At 66.6% G+C, this 21,685-nt stretch carries 14 protein-coding genes; 11 read left to right on the forward strand and 3 right to left on the reverse strand.

The window, feature by feature from the left end:
• Positions 1 to 4 precede the first annotated feature (4 nt).
• From V9K91_RS13430 to guaA, 9 genes are all read left to right on the forward strand, one after another.
• Complete coding sequence (locus tag V9K91_RS13430) at positions 5 to 871, forward strand: RodZ domain-containing protein (protein WP_095364620.1); 867 nt, start codon at positions 5 to 7, stop codon at positions 869 to 871.
• Between the two features lie 72 nt (positions 872 to 943).
• Positions 944 to 1,582, forward strand: a complete 639-nt coding sequence (locus V9K91_RS13435) for a tetratricopeptide repeat protein (RefSeq protein WP_068851318.1) — start codon at positions 944 to 946, stop codon at positions 1,580 to 1,582.
• Positions 1,582 to 2,790: an outer membrane protein assembly factor BamB gene (gene bamB, locus V9K91_RS13440; protein WP_095364619.1), complete on the forward strand. Its 1,209-nt coding sequence runs from the start codon at positions 1,582 to 1,584 to the stop codon at positions 2,788 to 2,790. Before V9K91_RS13435 ends, bamB begins: the two co-directional genes overlap by 1 nt.
• A 12-nt stretch (positions 2,791 to 2,802) precedes the next feature.
• On the forward strand, positions 2,803 to 4,200 hold the full coding sequence (der, locus tag V9K91_RS13445) for a ribosome biogenesis GTPase Der (RefSeq protein ID WP_068851324.1): 1,398 nt from the start codon (positions 2,803 to 2,805) through the stop codon (positions 4,198 to 4,200).
• A 92-nt stretch (positions 4,201 to 4,292) separates the two neighbouring features.
• The gene (gene moeB, locus V9K91_RS13450; protein ID WP_336443372.1) at positions 4,293 to 5,432 is read left to right on the forward strand and encodes a molybdopterin-synthase adenylyltransferase MoeB; all 1,140 of its coding nucleotides are present in this window, start codon (positions 4,293 to 4,295) and stop codon (positions 5,430 to 5,432) included.
• Positions 5,433 to 5,557: 125 nt separating this feature from the next.
• Positions 5,558 to 7,387 (forward strand): monovalent cation:proton antiporter-2 (CPA2) family protein, encoded by a 1,830-nt coding sequence (locus tag V9K91_RS13455; protein WP_095364617.1) that lies wholly within the window; start codon positions 5,558 to 5,560, stop codon positions 7,385 to 7,387.
• Between the two features lie 39 nt (positions 7,388 to 7,426).
• The gene (gene folD, locus V9K91_RS13460; RefSeq protein WP_336443373.1) at positions 7,427 to 8,302 is read left to right on the forward strand and encodes a bifunctional methylenetetrahydrofolate dehydrogenase/methenyltetrahydrofolate cyclohydrolase FolD; all 876 of its coding nucleotides are present in this window, start codon (positions 7,427 to 7,429) and stop codon (positions 8,300 to 8,302) included.
• A 188-nt stretch (positions 8,303 to 8,490) separates the two neighbouring features.
• Positions 8,491 to 9,945 (forward strand): IMP dehydrogenase, encoded by a 1,455-nt coding sequence (gene guaB / locus V9K91_RS13465; protein ID WP_068854633.1) that lies wholly within the window; start codon positions 8,491 to 8,493, stop codon positions 9,943 to 9,945.
• Positions 9,946 to 10,057: 112 nt separating this feature from the next.
• The gene (guaA, locus tag V9K91_RS13470) at positions 10,058 to 11,623 is read left to right on the forward strand and encodes a glutamine-hydrolyzing GMP synthase (protein ID WP_093534421.1); all 1,566 of its coding nucleotides are present in this window, start codon (positions 10,058 to 10,060) and stop codon (positions 11,621 to 11,623) included.
• A gap of 48 nt (positions 11,624 to 11,671) precedes the next feature.
• Here guaA and V9K91_RS13475 read toward each other — a convergent pair whose 3' ends face one another.
• Together V9K91_RS13475 and V9K91_RS13480 are read right to left on the reverse strand one after the other, a co-directional pair.
• Entirely contained in the window at positions 11,672 to 16,099 is a 4,428-nt protein-coding gene (locus tag V9K91_RS13475) for a response regulator (protein WP_336443374.1), read from the reverse strand.
• Entirely contained in the window at positions 16,096 to 17,205 is a 1,110-nt protein-coding gene (locus V9K91_RS13480; RefSeq protein WP_249834113.1) for a two-component system response regulator, read from the reverse strand. Before V9K91_RS13480 ends, V9K91_RS13475 begins: the two co-directional genes overlap by 4 nt.
• 96 nt (positions 17,206 to 17,301) lie before the next feature.
• Between V9K91_RS13480 and V9K91_RS13485 the strand changes: the two genes are divergently transcribed.
• Positions 17,302 to 17,889 (forward strand): TetR/AcrR family transcriptional regulator, encoded by a 588-nt coding sequence (locus V9K91_RS13485; RefSeq protein WP_336443375.1) that lies wholly within the window; start codon positions 17,302 to 17,304, stop codon positions 17,887 to 17,889.
• An 85-nt stretch (positions 17,890 to 17,974) separates the two neighbouring features.
• A complete protein-coding gene (locus tag V9K91_RS13490) occupies positions 17,975 to 18,472 on the forward strand; it encodes a hypothetical protein (RefSeq protein ID WP_336443376.1) in 498 nt (165 codons plus the stop codon).
• A 24-nt stretch (positions 18,473 to 18,496) separates the two neighbouring features.
• Here the strand turns inward: V9K91_RS13490 and V9K91_RS13495 are convergent, their stop codons facing one another.
• Complete coding sequence (locus V9K91_RS13495) at positions 18,497 to 21,586, reverse strand: discoidin domain-containing protein (protein ID WP_336443377.1); 3,090 nt, start codon at positions 21,584 to 21,586, stop codon at positions 18,497 to 18,499.
• Positions 21,587 to 21,685 lie beyond the last annotated feature (99 nt).

A 21,685-nucleotide genomic window follows, 5' to 3' on the forward strand; every position in this document is an offset into this window, starting at 1 on the left:
CATTGTGATTGATGACCAGACTGTGAACGCTTTTGACACCGCAGCCGGCTGTGGAGCACGTCTCCGGCAGGCGCGGGAAGCGGCAGGACTGACGCTCGAAGCAGTGGGGCAGCAGTTGCGCATGCCGGTGCAGGTGGTGAAGTCACTGGAAGCCGAGCAGTGGGACCGCCTGGGTGCGCCGGTGTTCGTCCGCGGCCAGCTCAAAAGCTATGCGCGCCTGCTCAAGGTCGACCTGGGCGATGTGCTGGACCAGGCCCACATCGGGCCGGTGGTGCCGCCGCAGCTGGTCAGCCACACCCATACCCCGCGGGCCCGCCGTATCGCCGAGAGCCTCGGCCGCCGTGCCCTGTATGTCGGCATCACCGCGGTGCTGGCCGTGCCGGTGTGGTTCGCCACCCGCGGCCACTTCGACAGTGCCTCGACTACCCCCAATACTGCTTCGTTGGATGTGATTCCCGCCGCCGTACCGGTGGCGGGCACCGCGCCGGCTGCCCAGGCGGCGCCCGTGGTGACGCCTGCGCCGTCAACCGCGCCGTCGGCCCCCTACCTGGCCTCGTTGACCCCGGTGCCCCGTCCCACGGCCGCCGCGCCGGCGCCGGCGCCGGCCGGTGCGCTCAGCCTGCAGTTCAAGGGCGACAGCTGGGTGGATATCGTCGCGCCCGACGGCAGCACCGTCGAGAAAGCCCTGATCAAATCAGGTGAAACCCGCGCCTTCAGCCCGGGCCAGGTGGCCCGCATGGTGCTCGGCAATGCGTCGGCGGTGGAGGTTCAGCAGGCCGGCACCATCATCGACCTTTCGCCCTACCAGCGAGCCAACGTGGCACGCTTTACGGTATCCTCTGACGGCTCCGTGGCTCCGGTTTCACACTGAGCCGCGTTTCCCGATTCATTTCGACAATCCAATTCAAACAGTCCCTCCTGACGGGCAGGGGCGAGAGTACGCATGGCGATCGACGACCTGCTCGACGAGCACGAACAAAGTGAACGCGTCCGCAGCTGGCTGCGGAAGAATGGTGTCAGCATCATCGCCGGCGTGGCGATTGCCATCGGCGGCATCGCCGGCTGGCAGTGGTGGCAGAAAGAACAGGGCAGCCACCTGGCGGGTGCCCACGGTGAGTACCAGGTGGTGCTCAAGCAGCTGGAGGACAAGAAGCTGGACGAAGCGGCCAAGGGCGTGAAGACGCTGGAAGGCGGCAAGGTCCAGGTCTACGGCGACCTGGCAGCGCTGCAGCTGGCCAAGGCGCAGGTCGATGCAGGCAAGAACGAGGAGGCCCTGGCCACCCTTCGTGCCATCAAGGCCGACCCGGAATACAAGGCGGCGATCGACCAGCGCATTGCGCGCCTGCTGATCGCCACCGGCAAGAACGATGAAGCCATCACGCTGCTGGGCAGTGCCACCGACAGTGCGAGCCTGGAAATCCATGGCGACGCCTTGATGGCGCTGGGCAAGCGTGACGAAGCCCGCGGGCAGTATGAGAAGGCGCTCAAGACGCTGGATGTGGCAGCGCCCCAGCGGCGCGTGCTGGAAACCAAAGTGATGGATGCCGGTGGCACCGTCACCGAGCCTGCGGAGTCGGTGTAATGAAGCAGATGGTCATGATCAAGCGCGTAGCCACCCTGGTGTTGATGGGCGTGGCGTTGTCCGGCTGCACCACCGTCAAGGGCTGGTTCGCCGGCAAGGACGCGGAGGCCAAGAAGGCGCTGGAACCGGCAGAGCTGGTCAAGTTCGAGCCGACCGCCAAGGTCGACCGGATCTGGAGCACCAACCTGGGCAAGGGCGAGAAGCGCATCGGCGTGCGCCAGGGCCCGGTCGTGGCCGATGGCCGCGTGTACGCGGCCGCGATCACCGGCGGCGTGCATGCGCTGGACCTGCAGACCGGCAAGACGGTCTGGACCTACGAGCCGGCCAAGGTCAAGAAGCAGCCGAAGCTGCGTCTGTCCGGTGGCCCGGGCGTCGGCGAAGGCCTAGTGGTGATCGGTACGCTGGATGGCCAGGTCATCGCGCTGGACGCCAACGACGGCAGCGAAAAGTGGCGCGCCAAGGTGCCGGGCGAAGTGATCGCCGCGCCGGCGATCGCCCAGGGCATCGTGTTCGTGCGCAGCAACGATGGCCGGGTGACCGCCTTCGATGCCGGCAACGGCACCCAGAAGTGGTTCAACCCGCGTGAGCTGCCCATGCTGACCGTGCGCGGCAACGCGCCGGTGGTGGCCGGCCCGGGCGTGCTGTTCATCGGCAACGATGACGGCAGCGTGGCCGCGCTGGGCATGCAGGACGGCCGTACCGTGTGGGACCAGATGGTCTCCAACGGTGAAGGCCGCACCGAACTGGAGCGCATGTCCGACGTGGACGGCGCGCCGGTGCTGGAAGGCAACACCCTGTTCGTGAGCAGCTTCAAGAACCAGACCATGGCGATCGAAGGCCCGACCGGCCGCCCGCTGTGGGCACGTGACCATGGCGGCGCCGGTGGCGTGGCCCTGACCTCGGGCAATGTGATCGTCACCGACAACAAGGGCGGCGTGTTCGGCCTCGACAAGGCCAGCGGCAGTGCCATGTGGTCGCAGACCGGCCTGGCCCGCCGCTCGCTGACCGGGCCGGCCATCCACGGCGATTACGTTGTGGTGGGTGACTACAAGGGTTACCTGCACTGGTTGCGGACAGACAATGGTGAACTGGCCGCGCGCGCCAAGAGTGGCGGCGATGCCCTGCTGGCGCAGCCGGTGGTCGCCGATGGGATTCTGCTGGTGCAGAACGTTGATGGAAAGCTGACCGCATTCCGGTTGGCACAATAAGGAGTTACCGCGATGCTGCCCTTGGTCGCCCTGGTTGGACGGCCGAACGTCGGCAAGTCCACCATTTTCAATGCGCTGACCCGTACCCGTGACGCCCTGGTCCATGACCAGCCCGGCGTCACCCGGGACCGCAACTATGGTGTTTGCCGTCTGGACGAGGACAACCCTTTCCTCGTCGTCGACACGGGCGGTATCTCGGAGGATGACGAAGGCCTGGCCGGCGCAACCGCCGACCAGGCACGTGCTGCCGCCGGCGAAGCCGATCTGATCCTGTTCGTGGTGGATGCCCGTGACGGGACCTCCGCGCTGGATGACGAGATCCTGTCGTGGCTGCGCAAGCTGTCGCGGCCGACCCTGCTGTTGATCAACAAGATCGACGGCACCAACGAAGACACCGTGCGCGCGGAATTCGCCCGCTACGGGTTCAGCGAAATGCTGACCGTGTCCGCGGCCCACCGCCAGGGCCTGGACGACCTGCTTGAAGAAGTGGTCCAGCGCCTGCCCGAAGAGGGCAGCGGCGAGGAGATGGACAACGATCCGAACCGGATGCGCATTGCCTTCGTCGGCCGCCCCAACGTGGGCAAGTCGACCCTGGTCAACCGCATTCTCGGCGAAGAACGGATGATCGCCTCGGAAGTGCCCGGCACCACCCGCGACTCGATCGCGGTGGACCTGGAGCGTGACGGCCGCGAATACCGCCTGATCGACACCGCCGGCCTGCGTCGCCGCGGCCGGGTCGAAGAGGTGGTGGAAAAGTTCAGCGTCATCAAGACCCTGCAGGCCATCGAGCAGTGCCAGGTGGCGGTGCTGATGCTGGATGCCAGCGAAGGCGTGACCGACCAGGACGCTACCGTGCTGGGCGCGGTGCTGGATGCGGGCCGCGCGTTGGTGGTGGCGATCAACAAGTGGGATGGCCTGACCGATTACCAGCGCGAACAGGCCGAAGCGCTGGTCTCGCGCAAGCTCGGCTTCGTGCCGTGGGCTGAAACGGTGCGCATCTCGGCCAAGCACGGCTCGGGCCTGCGCGAGCTGTTCCGTGCGATCCACCAGGCGCATGCCTCGGCGACCCACGAGTTCAGCACCAGCGAAGTCAACAAGGCGCTGGAAATCGCCTACGAGACCAACCCGCCGCCGGCGATCCGTGGTCACGTGTCCAAGCTGCGTTACGTGCACCCGGGCGGCTCCAATCCGCCGACCTTCATCGTGCATGGCACGCGCCTGAAGGAGCTGCCGGAGTCGTACAAGCGCTACCTGGAAAACTTCTTCCGCAAGCGCTTCAAGCTGATCGGCACGCCGGTACAGTTCATCTTCCGCGAGGGTGCCAACCCGTACGAAGGCAAGAAGAACGTGCTGAGCGAACGCCAGATTGCCAAGAAGAAGCGCCTGATCAAGCACGTAAAGGGCCGCTGAAGCCCGTGGCGTCCCGGCAAGCCGGGACGCCATCCCTCGGTAGCGACACGCCACGCGTGTCCCAGGCGGACCCAACCCGCCCATAATGGGCCATGACCGCAGTACCCGAACTCAGCCCCGAGCACGCCCGCCAACGCACCCTCCACGGCGCGCTGCTGATCGACGTGCGTGAACCGCACGAGCGCGCCACCGGTATGGCCGAGGGCGCAAGGGGAATCGCGCAGGGCGATCTCCTGAGCGAAGCCAGCACGCAGCTGCCAGCGCTCGACCGCGAGATCCTGCTGATCTGCCAGAGCGGCAAACGCTCGCTGGACACTGCTTCGGTGCTGCGTGACCTCGGCTACACCCACATCGCGTCGGTCCACGGCGGCACCACTGCCTGGCGTGCTGCGGGGCTGCCACTCGTGCAGCCGCTGCAGAGCGACGACGAGCGCGATTTCAACGAACGCTACTCACGCCACCTGCTGCTGCCGCAGGTCGGCGTTGCCGGCCAGCAGGCGCTGCTCGGCGCCCGGGTACTGCTGCTTGGCGCGGGCGGGCTTGGCTCGCCGGCCGCCTTCTACCTCGCCGCCGCCGGGGTAGGGCACCTGTGCATCGCTGACGACGACGTGGTGGAGCGCAGCAACCTGCAGCGGCAGATCCTGCATACCGACGCCAGCATCGGCGAACCCAAGGTGCAGTCGGCCCGCGCGCGGCTGCTGGCGCTCAACCCCCGGCTGGACGTGGAAGCGGTGCAGGCGCGGGTGACCTCGGACAACATCGACGCGCTGCTCGACGGCGTGGACGTGGTGCTGGACGGCTCGGACAACTTCCCGCTGCGCTACCTGCTCAACGATGCCTGCATCCAGCACGCGATCCCGCTGGTCTACGGCGCGGTCGAGCGTTTCACCGGCCAGGTGTCGGTATTCGACGCCGGCCGCCATCGCGGACAGGCGCCGTGCTACCGCTGCCTGTTCCCCGAGCCGCCGCCGCCGGAGTTCGCGCCCAACTGTGCCGAGGCCGGGGTGCTGGGCGTGCTGCCGGGCATGGTCGGCCTGCTGCAGGCCACGGAAGTGCTCAAGCTGCTGCTCGGGATCGGTGAGCCGCTGGTGGGGCGCCTGCTGACCTTCGACGCGCTGGGCATGCGGTTCCGCGAGATCCGCCTCGGGCCGGACCCCGCCTGCCCGCTGTGCGCGCCCGGGCAGGCGTTCCCGGGTTACATCGACTACGCCGCGTTCTGCGCAGGTCCGTAGGATGATATGGCGATTTGCTGACCGATCGTTCCATTCCCGGCACGATCTTGCGCACCTGCGTGCTATGTTCCTGCATCAACTTGTCCTATCGTGATGGCTGATCGGAGTTGCAAGGAACAAACCGCATGGCGGTGGAAGCAGGTGCCAGTGAACTGGTGAAAGTAGTCGCCCTGCTGGGTGCAGCAGTGGTGATGGTGCCGTTGTTCCGCCGGCTGGGATTGGGCTCGGTGCTGGGCTATTTCGCCGCCGGGTTGGCGATCGGTCCGTTCGGCTTCGGCTGGTTCTCCGATCCGCAGGCGATCCTGCATACGGCCGAACTGGGCGTGGTGATGTTCCTGTTCGTGATCGGACTGGAAATGCGGCCGTCGCACCTGTGGAGCCTGCGCAGGGAAATCTTCGGGCTGGGCACGCTGCAGATCGTGGTCTGCGGTGCGGTACTCACCGGCGTGTGCATGCTGTTCGGCTTCCCGCTGCCGGTGGCCTTCATCGGTGCGGCCGGTTTCGTGCTGACCTCCACGGCCGTGGTGATGCAGCTGCTGGCCGAGCGCGGGGATATCGCGCTGCCGTCCGGGCAGAAGATCGTCTCGATCCTGTTGTTCGAGGACCTGCTGATCGTGCCGCTGCTGGCAGTGGTCGCCTTCATGGCGCCGGTGCAGGCCGATGCCGGTACCGGCTCGCGCTGGATCAGCGTGGCCATCGCCGCCGGCGCGATCGTCGGGCTGGTGCTGGTGGGCCGCTTCCTGCTCAACCCGCTGTTCCGCATCCTGGCCGCCGCCAAGGCGCGCGAGGTGATGACCGCCGCCGCATTGCTGGTGGTGCTGGGCGCGGCACTGCTGATGCAGCTGGGCGGGCTGTCGATGGCAATGGGCGCGTTCCTGGCCGGCGTGCTGCTCAGCGAATCCACCTTCCGCCACCAGATCGAAGCCGACATCGAACCGTTCCGCGGCATCCTGCTCGGGCTGTTTTTCCTCAGCGTGGGCATGGCGCTGGATCTGACCGTGGTGGCCAACAACTGGCCGCTGATCGTGTCCGGCGTGCTGGCGCTGATGCTGGCCAAGGCGGTGTGCATCTACACCGTGGCGCGCATCCTGGGCAGCGACCACCGGCAGGCGCTGGATCGTGGCGTGGTGATGGCGCAGGGCGGCGAATTCGCCTTCGTGCTGTTCTCGGCCGCCGCTGCTGCCGGTGTCATCGGTATCGAGGTCAACGCCAACCTGACCGCCATCGTGGTGCTGTCGATGGCGCTCACCCCGCTGTTCGTGCTGCTGCACGACAAGCTGATGCCGGCGCGGGAAGTCTCGCTGGAAGGCGTGGACACCGCCGAGGGCATGTCCGGCAGCGTGCTGATGATCGGCTTCGGTCGTTTCGGCCAGGTGGCCAGCCAGTCGCTGCTGGCCCGCGACGTGGACGTGACCATCATCGACAACGACGTGGACATGATCCACAACGCCGAGCGCTTCGGCTTCAAGATCTACTACGGCGACGGCACCCGCCTGGACGTGCTGCATGCATCGGGCGCGGCCACCGCGCGCGCGATCGCGGTGTGCGTCAACAACGCACAGGATGCGGACCGCATCGTCGAACTGGTCGCGCACGAGTTCCCGCAGGCCAAGCTGCTGGTGCGTTCGTTCGACCGTGAACACTCGCTGCGCCTGATCCACGCCGGGGTGGACTTCCAGATCCGCGAAACCTTCGAATCCGCGCTGATGTTCGGCCAGGCCGCGCTGGTCGAGCTGGGCGCGGACGAGGACGACGCACGCGACATCGCCGAGCAGATCCGCGAACGCGACGCCGAGCGCTTCGAGCTGGAGATGGCCGGCGGCGACCTGCGTGCCGGTGCGCACATGGTATTCGGCAGCGCGCTGCCGGGCGTGCCCACGCCGACCCCGTTCACCGCGCCCAAGCGCAAGGCACGCACCCTCAACGCCGACGAAGTGCCGGAAGAAGAGGAATAGGGGACAATACCGTCCCCGCCGCCGCACGCCCCGCATTCGATGAACGATTCCGCCCCCCGTCATTCCGCCCGCATCCTGGACGGACGCCGCATCGCCGAAGACCTGCTGGACAGCCTGAAGGTGCGCGTCGACGCCCGCCTGGCGGCCGGTGGCAGCCGGCCGGGGCTGGCCGTGGTGCTGGTGGGCGGCGATCCGGCCTCGACCGTGTATGTGCGCAACAAGCGCCGTGCCGCCGAGAAGGTCGGGATCGAGGCGTTCGATTTCGACCTGCCGGCCGGCACCGGTGAAGCCGAGCTGCTGACCCTGATCGACCAGCTCAATGCCGACCCGAAGATCCACGGCATCCTGGTCCAGCTGCCGCTGCCGGGGATCCCCGACGCCAGCCGCCTGATCCACCGGATCGACCCGCGCAAGGACGTGGACGGCTTCCACCCGGAAAACGTCGGCCACCTGGCCCTGCGCGAATTCGGCCTGCGCCCGTGCACCCCGCGTGGCATCACCACGCTGCTGGGCCATACCGACCAGCCGGTGCGTGGTCGTAACGCCACCATCGTGGGCGTGAGCAACCACGTGGGCCGGCCGATGGGCCTGGAGCTGCTGATCGCCGGCTGCACCGTCACCAGCTGCCACAAGTTCACCCCCAAGGACGTGCTGGAGCAGTCGGTGCGCAATGCCGACATCCTGGTGGTAGCGGTAGGCCGCCCCGGCATCGTGCCGGGCGAGTGGGTCAAGCCGGGCGCGGTGGTCATCGACGTGGGCATCAACCGCCTGGACGATGGCCGCCTGGTCGGCGACGTGGGCTTCGAGGCAGCGGCCGCACGCGCCAGCTGGATCACCCCGGTGCCGGGCGGAGTAGGGCCGATGACCGTGGCTACGCTGATGCAGAACACGATAGAAGCCGCCGAAGCGTCCTGACGCAGGACCGCCGTGACGACCAATGGTCGTCACCTACCGGCAGCGCACGACCGTTGGTCGTGCGGCCCGGCCGCCGAACCGCTGCGTGAACGCGCTGCGCCGGCGCGACACAGCGTCGCATCCGCCCCCTGCCCAACGGGGCGAAATCAGGGTAAAATGTCGCGCTTCCCCACATCTCGGGTATGCCGATGCTGCGCATCCAGGCTGAAGCACTGACTTACGACGACGTCTCGCTCGTCCCCGCCCATTCCATCATCCTGCCCAAGGATGTCACCCTGGAAACGCGCCTGACGCGCGACCTGCGGCTGAAGCTTCCGATCCTGTCGGCTGCCATGGATACCGTCACCGAAGCACGCCTGGCCATCGCCATGGCCCAGCTCGGCGGCATGGGCATCATCCACAAGAACCTGAGCGTGGACCAGCAGGCCGCCGAAGTGGCCAAGGTCAAGAAGTTCGAAGCGGGTGTCATCCGCGATCCGATCACGGTCGGCCCGGAAACCACCATCCGCGACGTGCTCGCGCTGACCCAGGCGCGCAACATCTCCGGCGTGCCGGTGGTCGATGGCGGCCAGCTGGTGGGCATCGTGACCCACCGCGACATGCGCTTTGAAACCGAGCTGGACGATCCGGTCCGCCACATCATGACCAAGAAGGATCGCCTGATCACGGTCAAGGAAGGCGCCGCGTCCGAGGAAGTGCTGCAGCTGCTGCATCGCAACCGCATCGAAAAGATCCTGGTGGTCAACGATGATTTCGCCCTGCGCGGTCTGATCACCGTCAAGGACATCCAGAAGAACACCGATTACCCCAACGCCGCCAAGGACGTCGCCACGCGCCTGCTGGTGGGTGCCGCGGTGGGCGTCGGCGGCGATACCGATCGCCGCGTCGAAGCGCTGGTCGCTGCCGGCGTGGACGTGCTGGTCGTGGACACCGCGCACGGCCATTCGCAGGGCGTGCTGGACCGCGTCAGCTGGGTCAAGAAGCACTTCCCGCAGGTGCAGGTCGTGGGTGGCAACATCTGCACCGGCGAAGCCGCACTGGCGCTGCTGGACAGCGGCGCAGACGCGGTCAAGGTCGGCATCGGCCCGGGCTCGATCTGCACCACCCGCGTGGTCGCCGGTGTCGGCGTGCCGCAGATCACCGCCATCGACCTGGTGGCCGAAGCGCTGCAGGACCGCATCCCGCTGATCGCCGACGGTGGCATCCGCTACTCCGGCGACATCGGCAAGGCGCTGGCCGCCGGTGCATCGACCATCATGATCGGCGGCCTGCTGGCCGGTACCGAGGAATCGCCCGGTGAAACCGAGCTGTTCCAGGGCCGTTCGTACAAGAGCTACCGCGGCATGGGTTCGCTGGCGGCGATGGAGAAGGGGTCCAAGGACCGCTATTTCCAGGATGCTTCCAGTGCAGACAAGCTGGTGCCCGAAGGCATCGAAGGCCGCGTGCCGTATCGCGGCCCGGTCGGCGGCATCATCCATCAGCTGATGGGCGGCCTGCGCGCCACCATGGGCTACGTGGGCTGCGGCACCATCGAAGACATGCGCAGCAAGCCGAAGTTCGTCAAGATCAGCGGCGCCGGCCAACGTGAGAGCCACGTCCATGACGTGCAGATCACCAAAGAGCCGCCGAACTACCGCGCCTGACGCGGCATGAGCGAAGAGGAACGAGGAAGCTGATTCCCGTTCCTCTTTCTCTATCTGCCATTCGTTGCCTGATTTTCGTTCCTCCGTTTTCCATCCAGCATTGCCGGGCGCCATGACCAACATCCATAACGACAAGATCCTCATCCTCGATTTCGGCGCGCAGTACACCCAGCTGATCGCGCGCCGCATCCGCGAGCTCGGCGTGTACTGCGAAATCTGGGCCTGGGACCACAACCCGGCGGACATTGCCGCGTTCGGCGCCAAGGGCATCATCCTGTCTGGCGGCCCCGAATCGACCACGCTGCCGGGCGCGCCGGCCGCGCCGCAGGAAGTGTTCGACAGCGGGCTGCCGATCTTCGGCATCTGCTATGGCATGCAGACCCTGGCCGCACAGCTCGGCGGCGCTACCGAAGCGGCCGACCAGCGCGAGTTCGGCCATGCCGAAGTCAACGTCGTACACCCGGACGCGCTGTTCAAGGGCCTGAGCGACCATGGCGGCGAGCCGAAGTTGAATGTGTGGATGAGCCACGGCGACCACGTCTCGGTGGCGCCCCCGGGCTTCACCATCACCGCCACCACCGATCGCATTCCGGTGGCCGCGATGGCCAACGAGGAAAAGCGCTGGTATGGCGTGCAGTTCCATCCGGAAGTGACCCACACCCTGCAGGGCCAGGCGCTGCTGCGCCGCTTCGTGGTGGACGTATGCGGCTGCCAGACGCTGTGGACCGCGGCCAACATCATCGACGACCAGATCGCGCGCGTGCGCGAGCAGGTGGGCGATGACGAAGTGATCCTGGGCCTGTCCGGCGGCGTCGATTCGTCGGTGGTTGCCGCGCTGCTGCACAAGGCGATCGGCGACAAGTTGACCTGCGTGTTCGTCGACACCGGCCTGCTGCGCTGGCAGGAAGGCGACCAGGTGATGGCGATGTTCGCCGAGCACATGGGCGTCAAGGTGATCCGCGTCAACGCCGCCGACCGCTACTTCGCCAAGCTGGAAGGCGTGAGCGACCCGGAAGCCAAGCGCAAGATCATCGGCAACCTGTTCGTGGACATCTTCGACGAAGAGTCCAACAAGCTCAGCAACGCCAAGTGGCTGGCGCAGGGCACCATCTACCCCGACGTGATCGAGTCGGCCGGCAGCAAGACCGGCAAGGCCCACGTGATCAAGAGCCACCACAACGTCGGCGGCCTGCCCGAGCACATGAAGCTGGGCCTGGTGGAACCGCTGCGCGAGTTGTTCAAGGACGAAGTGCGCCGCCTCGGCGTCGAGCTCGGCCTGCCGCGCAGCATGGTCTACCGCCATCCGTTCCCGGGCCCGGGCCTGGGCGTGCGCATCCTGGGCGAAGTGAAGCGTGAGTACGCCGAGCTGCTGGCCAAGGCCGATGCGATCTTCATCGATGAGCTGCGCAAGGCCGACCTGTACGACAAGACCAGCCAGGCCTTCGCGGTGTTCCTGCCGGTGAAGTCGGTGGGCGTGGTGGGCGACGCCCGTGCGTACGAGTGGGTGATCGCGCTGCGCGCGGTGGAAACCATCGACTTCATGACCGCGCACTGGGCGCACCTGCCATATGACTTCCTGGGCACGGTGAGCAACCGGATCATCAATGAGTTGCGTGGCGTCTCGCGCGTGGTCTACGACATTTCCGGCAAGCCGCCGGCAACGATCGAGTGGGAGTAACCACCCGGTAGCGCGGGGCTCTGCCCCGCTGCGCCCTGCCGAAACGGGTCATGGCCCATCGGCGCGCATCGCTGCATCCAGACAGTCGAGCGCTTCGCCAAAGCGGATGGTGTCGATCAAGCGGGCCATTGGCGCCAACGCTGCCGCCAATGGATTGCCTTCTGCGTGCAGTTGATGCGTGAGGCGTTCGAATACCTCCTGGGCGTCGGCATCGTTCTCCGACAGCAGCGCGCGCAGTCGCGTCAGCAGCAGCGCTGCGGCTGGCCCGGAAGCGGCCGTTGGCACGCCAGTCACGGGAGCGTCGGCTGCTGTCCGGCGTTCATCGATGCCTGCCGACGCAATCGCGTCAAGTACCGGCTGCAGCCGCCCCGCCGTCTCGGCAAGGAGGGCTTCCAGGCTGTCCGTGTCGGCGCGGTCGAGGCATGCCCTTTCCAGCCTGGCCGCCGCTTCTGCAACGCCAGTGGCGCCCACGGTTCCGGCCGTCCCTCGAAGCGTGTGGGCACGGCGCATCGTGGCTTCGGCATCGCCCTCGCGCAGGGCCCGGGTGAAATCGCCCAGAAAGCTCATGTTCTCGGTCCGGAACAGGCCCAGCAGGCGCCGGTAGAACTTCACATCGTTATCGACGCCGGCCAGGCTCCGGGCGACATCAATGCCTGTGATGGCGGGGAACGCGGAAGCGGGTGGGTCGCTGACGCGTACCGCGGACGCCGCACTGAAGGCGCGGTCGGTGCCGATCCACTTTGCCATGCACGCAAACATGGCCTCCATGCGCAGGGGCTTGGCGATATGGTCGACCATTCCAGCGGCCAGCACCTTTTCGCGGTCGCCTGCCATCGCATTGGCGGTCATGGCGATGATGGGAAGGTGCTGGAACCGCGGCTGGGCGCGCAGGCGACGGGTCGCCTCGTAGCCGTCCATCACCGGCATCTGGCAGTCCATCAGCACGCCATCAAAGCTGGATTCGCGCGACAGGATGTCCAATGCTTCCTGCCCGTTGACCGCCAACGTGACCTCGATGCCGGCCTGGCCAAGGAATTCGCGCGCAACCTCCTGGTTCAGTTCATTGTCCTCGACCAGCAGCACACGCGAACCCCGCAGCTGCTCGAACCGCGTTGAACCGGCTGACGCCTTGAGTTCAATGCGGTCATCGCCCACGGTGCCCGTGCCGAGTGCCTGGCCGATCGACTCAAGCAGGGTTGACGGCGTAACCGGCTTGGTCAGCACACCCTTCAGGCGCGCCCCGGTGGTCGCCGCTTCGGCAATCGCTTCGTCCCGCCCGAAGGCGGTCACCATGATGACCGCCGGTGCCTCGCCCTCGCTGAGCGACTGCAGCCTGCGGACGACTTCCACGCCGTCCATCGCCGGCATTTTCCAGTCCATCAGTACCAGGTCGTAAGCAAGCTGCCTTGCGTAGGCCTGGCGCACCATGCGCAGCCCCTGCGTGCCGTTGCGCGCGGTATCCACCTCGAGCCCGAACTGCCTGGCCATCGTCGACAGGATCTCGCGCGCCGCCGCGTTGTCGTCGACCACGAGTACGCGCAGCCCCTGCAGTTCCTCCGCCCGGAACATGCGGCGCGGGGCAGGGTCCGCCTGCAGGCCAAAGTGCGCATGGAAGTGGAAGGTGGAGCCTTGGTCCGGCATGCTGTCCACCCAGATCCGGCCACCCATCAGCTCCACCAGGGTGCGCGAGATCGCCAGCCCCAGCCCGGTGCCGCCGTACCGGCGCGTTGTCGAACCGTCGGCCTGGCTGAAGGACTGGAACATGCGGGCGCATTGCTCCGGGGTCATCCCGATGCCGGTGTCCTTCACCCAGAAGTGCAGCGCGATACCGTCCTCGGTGCGGGCCGCGGTTTCAATGCCCAGGATCACTTCGCCACGCTCGGTGAACTTGAGCGCGTTGCTGCACAGGTTCAGCAGCACCTGGCCAAGACGCAGCGCGTCGCCGACCAGCGCGGTAGGGACGTCCGCAGCGCAGCTGAACAGAAGTTCGAGCCCTTTGTCCTCCGCCTTCATCGACACCAGATTGGCTACGTGGTCGAGTACGTCCTCCAGCCGGAAGTCGAGGCGCTCCATCCCCATCTTGCCGGCCTCGATCTTGGAGAAGTCCAGGATGTCGTTGATGATGCCCAGCAGGGCTTCGGCAGAGCGATTCACCTTTTCGATGTAGTTTCGCTGCCGTGGCGCGAGTTCGGTCTGCAGCGCAAGGTGGGACATGCCGATGATGGCGTTCATCGGCGTACGTATCTCGTGGCTCATGTTCGCCAGGAATTCGCTCTTGGCGCGGGTCGCTTCTTCGGCTGCTTCCTTGGCCCGAAGCGTTTCATCCTCCAGCTGCCTGCGCTCGGTCACGTCCTGGTGGATGCCGACCAGGCGTACGGCGCGTCCGCCGTGGTCACGTTCGGTGGCGCGACCCAACGAGTGGATCCAGCGCCACGCGCCCGAACGGTCCCGCATGCGGAAATGGGCGTCGAAGTCGTCGGCCTCGGGGTCGTTGATGCAATGGTCGAACTGCCGATGGACCTCGACGCTGTCATCCGGATGCAGCATCGCGTTCCACGCTTTCGCCGCACCACCGGCACTGCTCAGCTCATCCAGGGTGTATCCCAGCATCTGCGCCCAGATCGTGTTGACCTCGCTGGTGCCCGTGGCCACGTCCCAGTCCCACAGGCCAAGGTTGCCGCCGCGGAGGGCGAAGCCCAACCGTTGCTCGGTGGCACGCAGGCGGGTGACATCGCGCACTGCCGCGCATACGCAGACCCCGCCGCCCCCGAACGCGGGAAGCCGCGACAGGCCCACGTCGATCGGGAATGTGCTGCCGTCCCGGCGTCGCCCCGACAGTTCGTTGTTGCGCACCGCCATGGAACGCATGCCGCCGGCCTGCATGAAACCGTCTCGCAATCCGGGATGGGCCGCGCGCACGGCATCGGGCACCAGCGTTTCGATGAGCTTGCCGTGCAGCTCGCCAGTGGCATAGCCGAACATGCGCTCGAGTTGTGGGTTGACCATGGTGATGCGGCCGTCCGCGCCGGCCACCAGCAACCCATCGGGGGAGGAATCGAAGATGCCCCGGTACCATGCTTCGGTCGCCTGGATCGCATCCTTCTGTGCGGCCAATTCGGTGGACTGGATCTCCAGTTCCGAGGCCTGGGCCCGGGTTTCCTCAAGCAGCAGCTGGGTATGCTCGGCGCGTTGCATGATCTCCAGATTGCCCGCAAGCGTAGGCAAGGCGGCGTCGAGCAACGCCTGCCGCGCAGGGCTGGGTAGGTCGAGGCTGGCGACTTCGAGTACGCCGAGCAGTCGGGCACCCCGGATCAGTGGGATCACGCTTACGGACCTTGCCGCCGCGCTGCCCAGCGCGGAGCCGATGCGCAGGTAGTCGGCGGGCGGATCGGCAAGGAGGATCGGCGCTCTGCTTGCCGCGCACTGGCCGACCAGGCCCTCGCCCAGGCGGATCTGGCCCGGCGGGGCGTCATGGCGATCGTTGGCGAAGCCCGAGAGCAGGCGCAGCCTGTGATGCACTTCGTCATGGAGATACAGGGCGGCCCGGCCGACGCCAAGCAGGGGCGCCATGAACGCAAAGAAAACCTTGGCGAGTTCCTGGGTACTCGTCGCAGACTGCAGTTCGGCCGACAAGGCGGCCGACGATGCCTTGACCCACCGCTGGTCTTCCAGCTCACGCGCGGCCACCTGAAGGACGGCAACGGCGCGGGCGAGGGCGCCCATGTCATTGGGGTATGCGGTATGCGGTACCTCGTGCTGGAGGTCCCCGCCCGCAATGCGCTCCACCGCCTTCCTCAGCTCGACTGCGGGGATGCCGATCGAGCGCGTGATCAGCCAGGCGAAGATCGTGCTGAACACACCACCCAGGAGCAGGATCGTCCACACCCACCGCTTCGTATCAACGGCCAGTGCCTGCACCTTCTGCAACGACAGCCGCGCGCCTTCTTCCTTGGTCGTGGCGACCGCTTCCATGGCGTTGGCTACCGCATCCCCCATATCGGCGAACTGCGGGCTCGATGCTTGAGCACGCGCTTCCTGGAGCCTGCCTTGGCGCGCCAGTTGGAGTACGGCGGTCATGTTCCGCCGGTAGGTGGCGTAGTCCCGCTCGAACGCCGCCAGGTGCGCACGGTTGATGTCGCGGAAGACACGCTGGTGCAGCTGGTCCAGCTCTCGCTGCAGCTGCGCGTGCTCGCGTTCGATCTGCTGTGACGCCAAGGCCTGCAGCGACGGATCGGCGGTGAGCAGCGCCTGGCGCAGGTGGCGGCCCATGGTCGCGTAGTGGAACTGCACGGCGCGCGCGTTGGAGACCCCCTGCAGGTCTTTTTCGTACATGCGCTGGATCTCCGCGCTGAACCTGCCCAGCGCGTGGACGCCGAGGATGCCCAGCCCCACGGCCAGCAACAGCATGACGGCGAAGGCCGCCGCCAGTTTGTGGCCCAGCGACGCACCCTGCAGGTAGCGGCTCAGGGCGTTCATCGCGAAGTGTCCTCGAACTGACGGGATATCCGCTCCAGCTCGGGGAGCAGCCCGAGAAAAGCATCCAGGATGTCAGGGTCGAAATGCCTGCCGCGGCCCTCACGCATGATCGCGACCGCTTCTTCCTGGGACATGGCCTTCTTGTAGACCCGACGGCTGAGCAGCGCGTCATACACATCCGCGACCGCCATGATCCGTGCCGACAGCGGGATCGCCTCGCCTGCAAGCCCCTGCGGATACCCGCTGCCGTCCCATTTCTCCTGGTGCCCGTAGGCGATTTCCTTTGCGTACGCCAGGAACTCCACCGGCATGCCAAGCGCGTCTTCTGCGTGCTGAATCGCGTCGCGCCCCAGCGTGGTGTGGGTCTTCATGATCTCGAACTCGTGGGGTTCGAACGGGCCGGGCTTGAGCAGGATGCTGTCCGGGATGCCCACCTTGCCGATGTCATGCAGGGGGGCGGACTTGAACAGACTGTCGATGGTGGCGTCATCCAGCTGCGAACGAAAACGCGGGTGGTTCTGGAGCGCAGTCGCCAGGGCACGGACATAATGCTGGGTGCGGCGGATGTGATTGCCGGTTTCGTTGTCGCGCGTTTCGGCGAGCGACGCGAGGGCATGGATGGTGACGTCCTGGATCGCGGTCAGCTCGCGCGTGCGCCGCTGTACCTCGTTTTCAAGGAATGCGTTCTGGTCCCGCAGGAAATCGGCTGCTGCCTTGGCCTGCAGTTGCGTGGCGACACGGGCGATCAGGACCGGCGGATTGATCGGCTTGGTGATGAAGTCCGCCGCCCCGAGTTCCAGCCCTTTCTTTTCATCTTCGGGTTCGGCCATTGCCGTGAGGAAGATGATCGGAATGTGCCGGGTCACCGGTGATGCCTTCAGTGCCCTGCAGACATCATGTCCTGAGAGGCCGGGCATCATGACGTCCAGGAGAATCAGGTCGGGAAGCGGTTCGGTGCCAGCGGCCTCGAGGCCTGCCTCGCCGGAGTTGACCATCCTGATTCGATAACGCGACTTCAGCAGGCCGGAGATCAGCCAGAGGTTCTCCGGCGAATCGTCGACCGCAAGTATGGTCGGGCGGGAAGCGGCTTCCGTAACGGTATCCATTCCCTTACCCCCGGTTCATTTTCGGCACTATCCTCCAGCCGACGGGACACGTGCAAGCGGCCTTGATCAGCAGACTACCAACTAGTAGGATGAGGAATGGTTTACGATCTCTCCCCCAAAGCCGCTGAAATCGTCGCCCACGCCCGCACGTTGCTGGAGGCCGGCGGCTACAACGGCTTCAGCTATGCCGATATCTCGGCCAGGGTGAACATCAGCAAGGCCAGCATTCATCATCACTTTCCGAGCAAGGCCGAGCTGGTTCGTACGGTGGTGGCGCTGTACCGCGCCGAGGCCCGCGAAGGCCTGGCCATGCTGGACCGGCAGCTGGGTGATCCGCTGAAAGAGCTCAATGCCTACGTCGACTACTGGTCCAGCTGCATCGCCGGTGGCACGGCCTCGTTCTGCATCTGCGCCATGCTGGCGGCGGAGTCGCCGATGATTCCACCCGAAATTGCCGAAGAAGTGCGCGGGCATTTCGAGGATCTCAGTGGCTGGCTGACCGCCACCTTGCAAAAGGGCGTAGCGCAGGGGCAGTTCCAGCTGCAGGGCGCACCCTCGGACGAGGCCAAGGCATTCATGGCTTCCGTGCACGGGGCGATGCTGGCCGCGCGTGGGTTTGGTGATGCGCAGACGTTCGCAGCCCTGGCGCGGCTGTCGGTTGCGCGGGTGACTGCACAGCTTTGAACCGTTTTTCGTAAGCCCGCCTTGTGCGGGCTTTTTCATGACTGTCCACCCTACCTACTAGTAGGTTTACTCGAGGATCGCTCCCATGACACACCCGCTCTCCGCACTCGGTGTACTGCATACCGCCATCAGCCTCATCCCCGTGTTCGCCGGTCTGTACGGCTTCGTGCGCCATCGGAAAATCGACCCCGCCACCGGGGCCGGAAAGCTCTATCTGGTCGGCCTGGTGCTTGCTGTGGCGACCTCGTTTACCGTCTCCAGCACCGGTGGTCTCAACCCCGGTCACGCCTTCGGCATTGTGGTGCTGCTGGTGGCGTTCGGCGGGGTGCTGGTGAACCGGATCGGCTTCCTTGGGCGACTGCGACCGTACCTGTCCGCGTTCGCGCTGTCCTTCAGTTTCCTGCTCGGGTTGGTGCCTGCCGTCAATGAATCGCTGACCCGCCTGCCGGTGTCGCATCCGCTGGCCGCCGCACCGATGGCGCCGGTAGTGCTGCAGACCCTGCTGGGTTGCTTCGTCGTGTTCCTCATCGGCATCGCCGCGCAGGGCTGGATGATCCATGCGCGCAACAGGCGCATGGAGTGACGTGCAGCCGGGCAGGGCCCGGCTCTACCAGACTGCGTCCAGCGTCCGGAACGGCTTGCTGATCAGAACCCCTTTCGCATCAAAGTCCTGCACAGCGCGCCCATCCACCCGCACCTGGCTGGGCCGCGTGCGCGAAGGCCACCAGACCCGGACCGCAGCGTCCTTCCGCAGCCCCTTGCCCAACGTCACCTTGAGTGAGTTGCCACGCTGCACCGCGTCCATCTGCAGCGTCCCGAACGCCGTTGGCAACCGCTCCACGGCCAACCCGTCGCCCACCAGCCACGACGGCGGCGTACCCGGCAGCAGCGACAGCGCATCGTCGTCTTCGCGCATCAACATGCCGAACAACGTGCGCCCGTACTCGGCACCAATCCACGTGTGCGGCATGTCGCCCAGGTATCGCGGGAAGCGCAGCCGTGAGTGGACGACTTCCGCCAGCACCTGCCATTCCAGCGGCCGGCGGTCGCGCAGCAGGCCCTGCAGCAGTTCGTCTGCGGCGTCGGGCTGGTCCAGGTGCACGTAGCTGAGCACGTTGCGGATTTCATACGGGGTGTAGGCATACAGCGCGTCGGGCAGGTTGCGCTTGCGCACGTCATCCAGGTAGCGCGCGAAGGTGGTGCGCAGGGCCTGCTCGGGCAGCACGTCCTGCGCGCCGGTGGGGTCCAGCGCGATCGAAACGCCGGTAGGGTCGCCATCGCCCAGGTCGGCGGAGGAGGGGATGAAGTCGATGCCCTTCCACGCCATGGTGGCGCGGATCGAAGCGGCCAGCGCGTCGTGCAGCAAGCGGTACTGTTCGCGCGCCCACGCGGCGGTTTCGTGATCACCCAGCGATTCGGCCAGCCAGGCGCCGTCATGCCAGCCCTTCAGGCCCCAGTAGTCGTCCCAGTAACTGTGGGTCGGCGAGGGGTAGCCTTCGTGACTGATCGACGGTGCCAGGATGCCGGCGAACCGCTCCGGCGCGGGCTGGCTGGCCATGTAGCCGGGCACCAGCGTGCGCTCGCGCAGCTCCTGCAGGAAGCGCAGGGCTGCTTTCACCTTCGGCAGGTAGGCGCGCACCGATTCGGGGCCACCGTCCAGACGCGCGACATCGGCCACCAACGCAACGTATTGGCCTTGGCTGTCGTATTCGATGTCCGAACCGAAGCCGGTGTTGACGCTGCCGTCGTTGTTGAGGATCGGCGAAACCAGCCCGTTGGCGTGCACGCCATGTTCGGTGTACCAGGCCAGGTAGTCGCGCGCGATCTGGGATTCGCCCATGCGCAGCAGCACTGCCGAGGTGGCCATGCCGTCGCGGATGAAGGAGCGGTTGTAGTTGCGCGGCCCCGGTTGCATCGCCGGGCCGGTCTGGTTGATCAGCATGTACGCCGCTTGGGCGCGCAGCATATCCACCAGCGAAGGGTCGGGCAGGCGCAGGCCGACCTGGCCCAGGCGCGTCTGCCAGTCGTTGGAAACGCCGGTAGCGAGGGCGTCGAAGATCGCATCCGGGTTCTGCGTTTTCGTGCTGAAGGCTACCGCTGGCGGTTCCGGAAGCGCGCCGTCGCTGTTGGCAGCCGCGGTACCCAGCGGGAACGCGACCACGACCGACTGGGTGGCACCCGGGGCGAGGTCGATGCGGTAGGCCAGGGCGGCCGCTGCCAGGCCATTCGGGTCATCGGTCTGTTGCGCATTGGGCAGATCGCCCTGCGCCACCGCAGCGGTGATCTCGGTACTGCCATCGGGGCCGAACGGCGCCACGCCTGACGCATCCACCGACGTCAGCGAATGCAGCAGGGAGCGTCCGTTCACCCGCACCGTGGTGCCTTCGATGGCCACCGAACGGATCGGCGAGAGGCCGCCGTTCTGCCACGGGGGGTTCATCTGCATCGGGCGCGTCACCAGCGACAGGCTGCCCGCGATGGGCGCAGTGCCCACGTTGCGCAGGCGGTGGCGCACCAGCGTGACCGGTTGGCCACCCAGCTCCACGGCGAAGGCCTCGCTCTTCAATTCCAGGCCGGGTTGCGGTTTCCATGTCACCGACGGTATCGGCTTCCAACCGTCGCGCAGCGCGTGCTGCACTGGCTGGTCGGCGGCGCCGGCGGCGGTGCCATCGGCATTGCGCCAGATCGGCTGTACCAACGGTGCGCCCTTGAACGCTTCGATGTTGCCGTACTCGTCGAAGATCGATTTCTGCAGGCCGCCGTGCACGCCCACGGCGGTCCAGTAGGTCTGCTGCAGGTGCAGGGAGGCCGGGAACAGAGCGCGCTGCGCGCCGTTGGCCGCGTTCTGGTAGCGCTTCATCGGCGTCATCACTGCCGCCGGACCGAGCAGCCGCAGGCGCGCGATCTTCGGCGCATCACCCTGCACCTGCAGGCGCAGCGCCTGTGCTGTTACCGGCGCGCTTCCGGCCAGCCAGCTCTGCTGCCGGCTGCCGGCCTGCGGGTCATGCGCGAGTTCGCTCCAGCAGCCCTGTGCATCCTGTACCTGAAGGCGCGCGCCGCCGTGTGCGCCTGCCCAGTCCACTGCCAACCCGGTGGTGGAGAGGGCCCTCGGCAGGGCGATCTCCAATACGTGGCTGCCGTCTTTCCCGGCGGGGATGGCCACGGCGCTGCCGCCTTGCCACACGGCCGCTGCCTGGGTCGCGTCCAATCCGGGCATGCGTGCTGTCGCGCGCTGGTCGAGCGGCTCGAGTTCGAAGATGGACACGCCCCAGTCCGAGGTCCGCTCAGGACTGGCCAGCCGCAGGTAGCGGGCCTGGCGCGGCGCGAAGTAGAGGGTTTCGATGCCGCCGAGCGAGTCGCGCATGGTGTAAACGGTCTGCCACTGCCTCCCATCCAGTGAGGTCTGCAGGCTGTAGCCCTCCGGATTGGAGACGTCCCAGGTAAGGCGCGCGCCGCTGAGCGTGCTGGTTTTTCCCAGATCCACCTGGAACCAGTGGCCCGGGCTGAACGCTCCGCCGGTGACGGTCTTGGGATCGCCGTCGATGAGGTGGCTGACCGCCATGGCCGGGACTTGCTGGGAGGAACTGCTGGCACGCCACTGACCACGGCCAGGGAGGTCCTGGGCCAGGCTGGCCGAAGCGAAGGCCAGGCCGAGTACCGGAAGCAGCGCGGCGCGACGAGCGATGTGCAAACCCATCAAAAGGTCCTTGCCTGATATGCCTCGCCAATGAGGCAGCGCCAACGCTATCAGGCGCTGTAATCGGTTACACGACGCGATGCAATATCGGGACCCGCG

This window comes from Stenotrophomonas sp. CCNWLW57 (genome assembly GCF_037203925.1).
Classification (GTDB): Bacteria; Pseudomonadota; Gammaproteobacteria; order Xanthomonadales; family Xanthomonadaceae; genus Stenotrophomonas; species Stenotrophomonas rhizophila_A.